This window comes from Paenibacillus sp. LjRoot153 (assembly GCF_964253085.1).
Classification (GTDB): domain Bacteria; phylum Bacillota; class Bacilli; order Paenibacillales; family NBRC-103111; genus Paenibacillus_E.
Map to the genome: position 1 here is coordinate 2,694,384 of NZ_CAXUQH020000001.1, position 11,971 is coordinate 2,706,354.

Here is an 11,971-nt window from a genome sequence, read left to right on the forward strand (position 1 = left end):
TCAAAGGCTTTATCTTTTGGAATTCCTAAAGATAACAGCCTTTTTTTTGTTCAATTAATCACCATATAAATTATAAACTTAGTTATTTATGAGGGTAAAAAAAGTGAGCAGGATTCCACTGCTGCTAAGGGATCCGAGCTCACTTATTTACCTTAATCCTTAAGAATTAACTGTCTCAGGTCTTTTAAATTAGTGGCGGAGGAATCAGCCAACTGACGCTCTTTCAGGAAGCATAGGAATAGGAGGAATTCCGTTATTTATCTTTCACTAACGTTATTTCTTGATCTTTTTCCAGCTAGGCCAATCAAACCAAGCAATCCAAGCCAACCCCAGTTCGAAGCATTCGATCCCGAATTTGCAGTATCATAAGCACGGATAGAATTTGAATTATTAGAGTAGTAAGAATTTATCCCAGTGCCGTAATTTGCTTGGTTTAGCTTAGTACTGGGAGACGCAGGAGGCGAGCTAATCGTTCCTGTATTTGTGCCATAAGCACCGTAATTATTCACATTACTATTTGTATTTATACTTGTTGAACCTGTTGAAGAATTCATCCCAACACCTGTATTTTCATGTGCTCCAACTGTTCCAAAACTTAATGCTGAAGTTAATAAAATAGCTAACGTAAGAGTTTGAACCTTTTTCATAATGATCGATCTCCTCTCAACTCTTTATTTGGTATCGCTAATTAGGATGTTCAATAGAGGCGTTTTTTAATGGGGGAGTTAGTGGGAATGATCAAATTTTGCACAATAAAAGAGGACTTTCATCTCCCTAAACACTAGGGGTGAAAGTCCTCAATTTACTTATTCGACTAAATTAGTTACTGGTATACCCGTAATGCGCGATGACCGGTTGTGATGATTGTATTGATCCTTGTTGTGGATATCCGCTGTGCTGGGAATTCTGTGCCTGATAGCCGCCGTAATGAGAAATGACAGGCTGTGTGGCGTTTTGAGAGTAAGCATTTATTTGAGATGTATGGTTAGGCTGCATGCTGATCTGGGAATTCTGTGCTTGGTAGCCGCCGTAATGAGAAATGACAGGCTGTGAGGCGTTTTGAGAGTAAGTATTCATTTGGGATGCATGGTTAGGCTGAAAGCTGATCTGGGAATTCTGGGCTTGATAGCCGCCGTAATGAGAAATGACAGGCTGTGAAGCGTTTTGAGAGTAATTATTTATTTGGGATGCATGGTTAGGCTGCATGTAGTGTTGGGAATTCTGTGCTTGGTAGCCTCCAAAGTGAGAAATAACCGGCTGTGAAGTGCTTTGAGAGTAAGCATTCATTTGGGATGGATGGTTGGGCTGGTAATTCTGTGCCTGGTAGCCGCCAAAGTGAGAAATGACCGGCTGTGAAGCGCTTTGAGAGTAAGCATTCATATGGGAAAGATGGTAGGGCTGTCCGCTCTGCTCCCGATTTTGAGCCTGGTAACCTCCAAAATGAGAAATTACCGGGTCATACGAAGTATTAGAATTAGCGTATCCGTTTGTATAAAATGATTGAGATGCATTGTTTAGGCTTTGCTGTCCGAATTGATTCATTTTTACTGTCCCTCCTAAAATATCTTTCTTGGCCTTAGAAGCCTACATTATTATAAGGATTCGGCCTGGTTTTATCCTGTGAATAAATGGTTATTTAACCCTATAAAATTTTCGATATTATCTCCATTTAAATTGATAGTTATAACTGGATGTAGAAGAAAACCACTGAAAAGTGAATGTTTGATTATTTCTTTTGGATACAATACAACAGAGGTTTGCGAAAATGAGCAATTGTTAAAAGGAAAAAAAACGAAATGTTTTATATGTACAATTATCAAACGGCAAAATTAACCTAAAATTTAATCGTAAGCTTTGGAGGTTTTTATATTGAAATCAAACCAAGATAGGCTTTCAATCGTAGCCCTCGGCGGTGTGAACGAGATTGGGAAAAATATGTACGTCATTCAATATAATGATGACATCATTGTTATCGACTGTGGTTCCAAATTTCCAGATGAGAGCCTGTTGGGCATAGATCTGATTATCCCTGATATTTCCTATTTACTTGAAAATAGAGATAAAGTGAGAGGTTTGGTTATCACACATGGCCACGAGGATCATATTGGCGGTATTCCTTATATTATCAAACAGTTGAACATGCCCATTTATGCTACGCGACTTACCCTTGGCCTTATTAAGGGGAAACTGAAAGAACACGGACTTCTGGGCACGACTACGCTACATGAGATTGATTCAAATGCTAGCCTGACATTAGGGGGCATTCCACTAAGCTTTTTTCGAACGAACCACAGCATTCCTGATTGCTTAGGTATCGTCTTCGATACCCCGCAAGGCGTAGTTGTACATACAGGTGATTTTAAGTTTGATTTAACTCCAGTAAACGAGCAATATGCAGATATTCATAAGATGGCAGCGATTGGTCAAAAAGGTGTACTTGCTCTACTCTCGGAGAGTACAAATGCTGAGCGGCCAGGCTTCACACCTTCTGAGCGCTTCGTAGGTGATCATATTGAAGAAGCATTTGCCAAGGCTACAGGGAAAATATTTTTATCGACCTTCGCCTCTAATGTCAACAGGTTACAGCAAGTTATTGTAGCAGCAGAGAAAACGAACCGTAAAATCGCCCTTTTAGGAAGAAGTATGGTCAATGTCGTGGATATTGCCTTAAATCTTGGCTATTTAAGAATGCCTCCTGACATGTTAATTGAAGCTCAAGATGTGAATCGTTACTCTCCACATGAGCTCGTCATCCTCTGTACGGGAAGTCAAGGGGAACCCATGGCTGCATTAGCCCGCTTAGCCAGCGGTACACATCGCCAAGTCGGGGTTTCCCCAGGTGATACAGTGATTATAGCAGCCACACCGATTCCTGGTAACGAACGGAATGTATCTCGTATCGTAGATAACTTATTCGCGAAAGGAGTTAAAGTGATCTACGGCTCCGGCTCCGTAACGGGAATGCATGTATCCGGTCATGCCAGTCAGGAAGAACTGAAGCTCATGCTGACATTAATGAAGCCCACATACTTTATCCCTATTCATGGGGAGTATCGGATGCTGTATCAGCACCGTTTGTTAGCTGAAGCTGTTGGTGTTGAATCTGATAACATTTTTATTATCAATAACGGCGAAGTTGTTGACTTTACAAGCGCTATAGCCCGTCAAAATCGACATGTTCCGAATGGAAATACGCTCGTTGATGGGCTTGGTATTGGAGATGTTGGTCATATTGTTTTACGAGATCGAAAAGTGTTATCGGAAGACGGTATTCTGATTTTTGTGCTTTCTCTCAGTAAATCGGATGGCACCGTTGTATCGGGGCCTGATATCATATCCCGCGGATTCGTCTATGTCAAAGAGTCCGAGGAATTAATGGAGGAAGTACATCGGATTGCATTAGCGACAATCACACAACTCCAAGATGCTAAAACGAACCAATGGGGGCTCTATAAGCAAGTACTTAAAGAAGCGGTTGGCAAATATTTATACACCCAGACCAAAAGAAGGCCAATGATATTGCCGATAATCATTCAGGTTTAATATTATCGAAGTAGACGATATTTTTATTGACAGAAAATAGGCCTTACGGCATAGTAAATCTAGGATTTTTATACTAATTCAAGATAAGATTAACTATGACGAAGGGGAGCGAAATGGGAAAAGTACGACGTATTTATAGTGTATTGCTAGTGGGAACGCTGCTGTTAGGGAATGGACTTTCAACCGCGGCTGAAAGCGCGGCAGCCGGATTCGCGGATACGGAAGCATCTTACGCCTACTCGAAACTAGAGATTGACCGGTTGGTGAAATCGGGCATTTTGTCCGGCTATGATGACGGGACCTTCCGCCCGAACAACACGGCAACACGTGCTGAGACGGCTCGTGTGATCGTCCTCACGGCGGGGCTAAAGACAAACCCGGGGGCAGCCGATGCGTTTCGGGATATTGACTCCGATGCTTGGTACAAAGGAGACGTCGGCGCCTTGGTGCAAGCCGGAATTGCAAATGGGACGGCGAACGACCGGTTCACTCCCGACGCTACGGTAACCCGTGAGGAATTGATTGTGTTTTATATTCGTGCCTTAGGGTTGGAGAAAACCGCTAAAGAACGGCAGTGGGAGGCCGGGTTTTCCGACTTTTCCGATGTGGCGGATTGGGCGAAGCCGGCGGTTGCGCTTGCCGCTCGAATCGGCCTCGTGCAAGGAATCGAACAGCCCGGCGGATTGTTATCGTTAAAGCCGAAAGCGGCGGTCGTCCGGCAGGAGTTGGCTCATTTGGCATACGAGTTCAATACGAACCGGGATACCTATCGGGAACGTGCGGATCAATTATCCACCATAGATACGCCTTCCAAAGAGGCGAGTGTCAAGGCGGTTTCCGTCCTAACCCCCGCTATGGTTCAAGTGACGTTTGATTCGACGCTTACGACTGCGAATGCTGAGGATTTCCAGTTCGAGCCTCCGCTTCCGGTTCAATCCGCTTCGATTCAAGCAGGGAACGAGAAAGTCGTGAAGCTGACTACGGAACCCCAAACTGGCGGTACCGTGTACAAGCTGATCTATAAAGGGAAAGATACGGGACTAAGGGTAATCGGTGCGAGAGCCGCTTCGGTTTCCATCGGCGGTGATACGGGCACAGAAGAGCAGGTCAATGTGGCCGATATGCTGGCGAGGGGGGAAGCGTTGACGAATGTGACGATTTTGTCATCCGGCATATATGGGCCTAGCGATGTGAGTGGGTTAAGAACCGTGATTACCGGTACGCTGACCCTAGATCCCGGTCCGGACGGCGAAGTGACCCTTCGCAACATCGAACCTGAGCGCCTGGTGGTATTATCCGGGAAAGATGGTACGATCAAGCTGCAACAAACGATCATTAAGCAATTGAGGGTGAACGCCGTCAATAATGGCGGAAAGGACGTCCGTATTGAAGCGCAAGACGGAACGGCTGTCGAAACGACTGAGGTTGAATCGCAAGGTGTGCTGGAATCAACTTCGACCACGGGTAAACTCGGAACGATTAAGCTCACATCGGGAGCTGCCGGCAAGTCGCTGACGCTGAAGGGGAATATTGAAGACGATGTAGAAGTGGATGCGCCGGGTTCTACCGTCAAGTTAGCCCCCCCGAGTACGGGAAACACCCTGCCCACAGTGATTAAAAATTTGAAAGTCGGCCAAAGCTCAAGCATTCAATCGGGCATTGGCACCACCATTTCAAAGGTCAGTTTGACCGGTAATAATACGACCTTGTCGATCGGAGGAACCGGTACTATCGAGACGGTTGATGTGGATGATTCGGCGGCCGGGGCGGCATTAAATCTGGAGAGCGGAACCAACATCGGTACGATCCAAGCCAGTTCGCAAGTGACGTTGTTTGGCGACCCAGAAGCCATTACAAAGATCAAAATCCAAGGGAGCGGCGAAATCAAACTCCCGGATTCCATCAAAAATTCCGTTAAGACGAAGGCCGTTGACAACGCTATTGCTGCAATCGAGGCCATCGGCGCTTTCACCGTTTATTCGGAAGCGCTCCAGGGCTTCATCGATAAAGCGGCGGAATCCGTCAAGCTAGCCAAAACCTTCGGAGCCGAAGAGGTGGACATCTCTAACTTAAGCAAGCTTACCGGCATGCAGGCGACCGTGGTGGAGCTCAAAGGGGATGTAGATCAGGATGCAGCCGTCTTAACCGTCCCGTCCAAGGTGACCGGCCCTATAGCCTTGCCGACGACGGGAGCAAACGGAGCGACGATCACATGGGCGTCAAGCGATTCATCCGTTATTAGTTCGAGCGGGGTAGTGAAACGTCCTAAGTTTGGAAGTCCCGATGCAAAAGTTACCCTTACGGCAACGGTGTACAAGCTAGGATATTCGGCCGCCAGAACGTTCGATGTGACTGTGCAAGCTCAGGATGCGGTCACTCCTACCGTCACCGGGATTGTATATGAACCCAAGGTTACGGTAACGTCCTCCACCTACCAGCTCGAGATCTTGGCCAAACTTAGCGACAACTTGACGATGAATGTGACGTCTCAAGCGACCAGTTGGACTAGCTCGAACCCAAGTGTGGCGCAGGTTTCAGCAACAGGATTGCTTACCAAGGGAACAGCCGGATCTACAACGGTGACCGCGATGTACAGCGGCTTCACTGCGAGCTTTGAAGTAACCGTTCTCCCTGAAGGGACGTTGACTTATCATGCGAGCGGAACAATCTGGACCAGCGACACGGAGGCCGTCGTTTCGGGCCATTACTCGGCTCCAATTCCATGGAATGCGGATTTGAAATTCACCATCCCGTCCAGCGACTCTCGCGAGTATTTCATCGTTCAATTAGACGGTTTTCTTGATGACGATTCGGATTTGAACGCAGTAGTGACTGGCATGGATGGAGCACAGGTAGTCGATATCTATAACAAATCTTTTGTCATCATTCATCATGAATCAATTACGAGCGGGACGCATACCGTCACGATCAGCGGGTTAAAGTATACCCATCCTAACGATGGCTTGAAGGTTGTGAAGCCAATTACAATTACAATTGTGAAAGGCTAAATCAATCAAGCTTGTTTAGAGTCGCCGGAGTTTTGTCCGGCGGCTTTTTCATATTATCAGGTTAACTAGAAAAATCTGGTTGGCCTTTTTTTAGGTTCGGTATAAGATGGCGGTAGCCGGGAGAACGAGAGGCTTTTAGGGGGAAAACCCCGGAACAAAAACTGTGCTCCCACACCGAGGAATAATTTGAATAATTTGGAAATAGGTTTGGAGAACTGCGTCAGAAAACGGGAAAAGAACTGGTAGTTGTTTTAGAAGCGACAGGGCATTCTCATCGGGGGCTGGTGGCCTACATGGAACGAAGAGAGTATCGTCAATAACTCGGAGATTTACTTTTACATGAAGAGATGACGGGTTGCTAATTAGACTATACTTAGGTAAGTTTTAATAAGCACGTAAAAATGATTTTTCACTCAGTGAACTTTAAATTATAAACTGAACGTCAGAGTATAAGCAGAGATGAGATGAAATATGGATAGTTTTTTTAATTAAATTATTATTCTTATCAAGAATTTCACTTTTGGAGATGTTTAAGAAACGGCATCCGACATAAGGACTGACGTTTTCTCAACTACAGGGCAGTAGAGGGTGGTGGATACATACTTCCTATCCAGTGGAAAATGAAGGGATTTTCAATTGAGAATCGAATAATTTCTTATTACCATTATTTGGAGGTAGTTAAAGATGGAATTAAAAATTGAACGTTTAGATTTTGAAATGGCTGATATTTCAGGGTCGAGGTTTCAGAAGGTGAAAGCTGAGGAATTAAATTTTGACAATGTCAATTTGGCAAAGACACAAATTAATAATGCAAATATGAAAGGAACGGAATTAAATGATGTAAACATGTCAGATTTTAGAATTTCAAATGCTAATCTCTCTGGTACTGAAATCAAAAATGCTAATTTTAGTAACGCAGTTATTGACCATGTTCATTTATTTGGCACTGAATTCCGCAATGTTGTTTTACCTATAGAGGGTGATGGTAATTACAAACTAAATGGCGAATACAAACCAATTAGCTTTGTAAATTGTGACCTATCTAACGGGCAATTAACAAACTGTAATTTGGCAAATCTGGATATTCGTGATTGCGATATAACTGGATTAAAGATTAACGGGGGATTAGTAGAAGACTTAATGAAAAATTTGAAATGAAATATTAAATTACTCAACTAAAGAGAAAAGATAGTGAAGGAGCTTCCTCGCGGTTGCTCCTTTTTTGTTCATTCAGGTAACGACAGTTGCAGCGGAATCGTTTGCAGCTCGTTCATGGCGACAAGCTGATGCCAGGACTATCGCATTTATTCTCTGACGGCGTTCACCCAACTGAAGAAGGCTTCGGTCATTACGAATCCGGAATTAGTGACGAGCATGACGGAAAAATGGGTTCAAAACTACTTTAGTTAGGCATTCGTTAATGTTGGGGGAGAACCAGGTGAAATGAAAAACGGTGGTATTTTAATCCACCCGCGTTTCATCATTAATTGTTTCAATTTTACCCCCAACATTACTTTTTCCGCGTGGAACTGTAAAAACATTAAACCGAAGTCTGTTCGAATCGATTCTGCATTTGCACCCGCGGCACGGAGAATCAAACTAACGATTTTAAAAGATAATTCGTTGGCAAGCACATCATCCGTCAATTTAACACCAAGCGGAATACTATTAGGATCCGAGTTAGGCATATCTTCATGAGCAGGGGGTAATGTTATTCCTTCGTTAAGCATGAAATTATAGAGGCGTTCTCGTTGCCCATGATTGAGCTCTAAATCTTCTTTAAGCATTTCTTTCAGATCCTCATCATTCGTGGTGTTTATCCCCGCTTGAACAGTTGCTTTGGCTATTTCAAGACCCGCCAAGTAAATCCAACAAGCCATCACTTCCCCAACATGAAGAGGTTGGGGTTTTTCTTCATCTGTCAAAGATTTAATTGTTAGAATTGCTGATTCCAATATGCCTACCATTGTTTTTCCTCCCGACATCGTATTTTATTTGGATATTGTTTACCAGGAAATCTTTTTTATTCATACTAAACGAGCGCATATTCCTATTTGTGATGGCACTGATTTTCAAAGAGGTGAAGATCGTATTACCGAGAGCGACACCTCGAAAGTTAACGTTTTTGTAGATTGCTCAGCCGTTTTTTCCCCATCGAAAAACTGATGAATGCAGAGACTAATGCTAACACTACAATAAAACTTGCCATCCATGGATTGTAGAGAACGGTGGAAGTGGTGCTTATCATCGCTCCGCCCGCCCCAGCGCCTGTCGCCAATCCTAAATGAATGATCGATGTATTCAAGCTAAGAACGAGACTGGAAGATTGGGGCGCTTGTTGAATGAAATACGTTTGAGTCGCTGGACCGGCCATGAACAGAGAGACCATCAGGAGTGAAATCAATAGTAAACCGATGAGAGTCGACCCGGCAAACAGAGGCAGAAGGGCCAGGATAACAACGAGCACGATAGTACTGAAAGCTATGATGCGCGCTGCTCCCCATCGATCGATCCCATAACCGCCAAAGCGGGTACCGACTGCGCCAAATATACCAAAAACAAGCATGGCGATGCTGATGTTGGACGCTTTAAGTTGCAGTATGTCTTGTATAAAAGGGGTTAAATACGTAAACAACACGGAATTTCCGGATTCTCTAAAGAAGGTAAGAAACAAACCGCTCACGATTACAGCACTTCCCAGCACTTTGAACTGTTGTCGGAATGACAGCGGTGCGTCCCCATCGATCTCTGGTAGCAAGCGGAAAATGACGAAAGTAATCAACAGGCTTATCAGTCCTAAAATCAAGAAAATTGCTTGCCAGTTCAACCAGTTCGTAATGGCTATGCCGATGGGCACGCCCAAAATCATCGCGCTGCTGAAGCCGAGAACGATCGTGCTGATCGCACTGCCTATCCTCTCGGGAGGAACGATTTTGGCAGCCGCACCAAATGCTGCGACAATATAAACGCCTGAACTTACACCCAGAATAATGCGGGACACAATCAAGGTGGAAATATCCGAACTCCAGAAGGAGAGCAAGCACCCCATGATGAAAGCTGTCAATGCACCTAACAGCACTTTTCTACGTCCCATGCGGGATGTCAGTGATACCAGAATAGGCGTTCCAATGGCAAAGGCCAGCGAGTAGGCCGTAATTAATTGCCCCGCAAAGGCAATGGAAATGTTTAAGTCTTTCGCGAGTACACGCAGGATTCCGGCGACAACCAACTCGGAAGTAGCGGTTAAGAATACCCCTAGAGCGAGTACGTAAATCGTCCATTTATTCATTGCTTTCATTCCCTTCCATTTGAATTATTGTCATTATAGAAGGGTTGCGATAATATTGTAAGAAGGCAAAGTATTAGGATATAATCCATCTATTTTGACTAACTTACTTTTTGTTAGGGGGAAGCCGGATGACTGAGCAAGTTAATTCTGAATCCTGTTTGGTAACGGGGAGTTCTGACATCTGCGAAGTATTGCAAATTCTTGGAGCCAAGTGGGCGTTTCTTGTACTGAACGAATTGCTTCGCGGGCCACAGCGATTTAATCAGCTGCAACGGAATGTAGCTGTGATTAAGACGCAGTCCCTTACGGATACACTCCGCCATTTGGAACATAATGGTCTTGTCCTGCGCCAAGTCTTTCCTACTGTACCTGTAACTGTGGAATATTCATTAACAGAAAAGGGATGCGACTTCCAAACTGCGCTGAACGAAATGAATAAATGGGTGCAAAAGTGGGGGAAGCCACAGCAAATAAACGGGAAGACCAGCATTTCTTCTTAACAAGCGCTTTTCCTTGAATGCAAGCTTCACCTATTAATTGGCCAAAAGGTACTGAATGAGAAAGTGTTGAACTCGCGTGCAACTGAAACTGAATTGATCCAATGGCGTTCACTCTCTGGGTGAGCGCCTATTTTACGTTGCTTCGTGTTCACCATATCATTGGGAAATCAAGTCTTGCCGTAAGGAAAGGCGGAAGATCGGATTGTCCTCTGTTGAACCATAGAGCAACAGTTTTAAATACAATTGTATCGATTTTGTAAATTTATTGGCATGGAAGTATTGATATTAATTGATATAGAGATCGTTGATGAATCTAGAATTTTTGGCACGAAATGCTTGTTTTACAAAAACTTAATGACCTATGTCATTGTATATGTCAGTGACATGAATTAAGCTCACTATAGATCACTGATCTATGTGTGATTCTTAGCAGTATGTGATTTTGATTAAAAACGAGGGATAACCAGTAATGAAAAATGCACACGCGTCAAAGAAACCGAGTCTACTTTACCTGCAAATAGCTGATAAGGCCATAGGAATTATCCAGAGCCGCAGACTTCAACCGCATGATCCCGTCCCTTCGGAAGGAGAGCTTGCGAAGTTGTTTGGTGTTAGCCGGATGACGAGTAAGCTGGCGCTGGAACGGTTGGTCGAGCAGGGTCTAGTGTACCGTTTGCCGAGAAGGGGGACCTTCCTTTCCGAAAACAGGGATGGAGAGCCTTACAACGGAGTGCTCCCGTCGGAGAATAAAGCGCTTTCAGTCGAGAAGAAGCAGAGTAATCAGATTGCGCTCATAGTGCCCCATCTATCTGATTACACTTCAAAAATTATTGCAGCAGCAGAGATTGAAGTGCGAAAACACGATTGCGATCTCATTCTGAAAATATGCAAGGATAAAGATGATGAGGACCGTTGCCTGCAGAGGCTTGTTGAAGGGGGAATAGGCGGCATCATTTTATTTCCCCAGGGGCGCAAGACATGCAGTGACCAGGTGCTGAGATTGAAATTACAGCAGTTTCCGATTGTTATTATCGATCGAATCTTTCGTGAGGTTCAGATTGATTGTGTGTATCACGATCATTATCAGGGTTCTTACCAGATGACCAAGTATTTGATCGAGAAGGGGCACCGGGAAATCGGATACACCTCGAACTCGATAGATAATATCACAAGCAGGGAGGAGAGGTATCTAGGTTATATCCAGGCGTTGCTCGATCATGCGATTCCCGTCAAAAACCAATATATTCATTTTAAAAGCGTGGCATGCAATCCAAGTCGTATTAACGAGAGCGACCCCGAACAGGAACGGTTTATTCAGGAAAATCCTCAGATGACAGCTCTCATGTGCGGGGATGATCATGTGGCTATTTCAACCTTATATACAGCCTTGAGTATGGGGATCCCAGTCCCAGATAAGCTTTCAATTGTGGGGTTCTCCGATATCCAGTTATCAGCGTTAACGCCGATTCCTCTTACAACGGTCAGACAGGATACTGGGCAGCTTGCCCAATCGGCATTTAATCTTCTTATGAAGCGCATAAACCATTCACATGAGAAACCGATTACAATCAAAATTCAAACAAAAATCGTAGAGAGGAAATCCGTTCTTTAGGATTGACAGAGGGAGTTTA

Annotated in this window: 10 protein-coding genes; 6 read left to right on the forward strand and 4 right to left on the reverse strand. The window is 44.3% G+C overall.

The window, feature by feature from the left end; genetic code table 11:
• Positions 1-257: 257 nt before the first annotated feature.
• Together ACSQ8P_RS11665 and ACSQ8P_RS11670 are read right to left on the reverse strand one after the other, a co-directional pair.
• Positions 258-647 carry a WGxxGxxG family protein gene (locus ACSQ8P_RS11665; protein ID WP_436235315.1) on the reverse strand — a complete coding sequence of 130 codons (390 nt, stop codon included), beginning with the start codon at positions 645-647 and terminating at the stop codon, positions 258-260.
• Positions 648-819: 172 nt separating this feature from the next.
• Complete coding sequence (locus ACSQ8P_RS11670; RefSeq protein ID WP_436235316.1) at positions 820-1,542, reverse strand: hypothetical protein; 723 nt, start codon at positions 1,540-1,542, stop codon at positions 820-822.
• A gap of 327 nt (positions 1,543-1,869) precedes the next feature.
• On the opposite strand from ACSQ8P_RS11670, the gene ACSQ8P_RS11675 reads away from it, so the two are divergent.
• From ACSQ8P_RS11675 to ACSQ8P_RS11690, 4 genes are all read left to right on the forward strand, one after another.
• The gene (locus ACSQ8P_RS11675; RefSeq protein ID WP_436235317.1) at positions 1,870-3,543 is read left to right on the forward strand and encodes a ribonuclease J; all 1,674 of its coding nucleotides are present in this window, start codon (positions 1,870-1,872) and stop codon (positions 3,541-3,543) included.
• A gap of 113 nt (positions 3,544-3,656) precedes the next feature.
• On the forward strand, positions 3,657-6,551 hold the full coding sequence (locus tag ACSQ8P_RS11680; protein WP_436235318.1) for an S-layer homology domain-containing protein: 2,895 nt from the start codon (positions 3,657-3,659) through the stop codon (positions 6,549-6,551).
• A 684-nt stretch (positions 6,552-7,235) separates the two neighbouring features.
• A complete protein-coding gene (locus ACSQ8P_RS11685) occupies positions 7,236-7,709 on the forward strand; it encodes a pentapeptide repeat-containing protein (protein ID WP_436235319.1) in 474 nt (157 codons plus the stop codon).
• 86 nt (positions 7,710-7,795) lie between these two features.
• Entirely contained in the window at positions 7,796-7,957 is a 162-nt protein-coding gene (locus tag ACSQ8P_RS11690) for a hypothetical protein (RefSeq protein ID WP_436235320.1), read from the forward strand.
• Here the strand turns inward: ACSQ8P_RS11690 and ACSQ8P_RS11695 are convergent, their stop codons facing one another.
• Together ACSQ8P_RS11695 and ACSQ8P_RS11700 are read right to left on the reverse strand one after the other, a co-directional pair.
• A complete protein-coding gene (locus ACSQ8P_RS11695) occupies positions 7,958-8,518 on the reverse strand; it encodes a DUF3231 family protein (RefSeq protein ID WP_436235321.1) in 561 nt (186 codons plus the stop codon).
• Positions 8,519-8,667: 149 nt separating this feature from the next.
• A complete protein-coding gene (locus ACSQ8P_RS11700; protein WP_436235322.1) occupies positions 8,668-9,840 on the reverse strand; it encodes an MFS transporter in 1,173 nt (390 codons plus the stop codon).
• A 128-nt stretch (positions 9,841-9,968) separates the two neighbouring features.
• Here ACSQ8P_RS11700 and ACSQ8P_RS11705 point away from each other — a divergent pair, with 128 nt between their 5' ends.
• Both ACSQ8P_RS11705 and ACSQ8P_RS11710 read left to right on the forward strand, forming a co-directional pair.
• Positions 9,969-10,340 carry a winged helix-turn-helix transcriptional regulator gene (locus ACSQ8P_RS11705; RefSeq protein ID WP_436235323.1) on the forward strand — a complete coding sequence of 124 codons (372 nt, stop codon included), beginning with the start codon at positions 9,969-9,971 and terminating at the stop codon, positions 10,338-10,340.
• A gap of 469 nt (positions 10,341-10,809) precedes the next feature.
• Entirely contained in the window at positions 10,810-11,952 is a 1,143-nt protein-coding gene (locus ACSQ8P_RS11710) for a GntR family transcriptional regulator (RefSeq protein ID WP_436235324.1), read from the forward strand.
• Positions 11,953-11,971 lie beyond the last annotated feature (19 nt).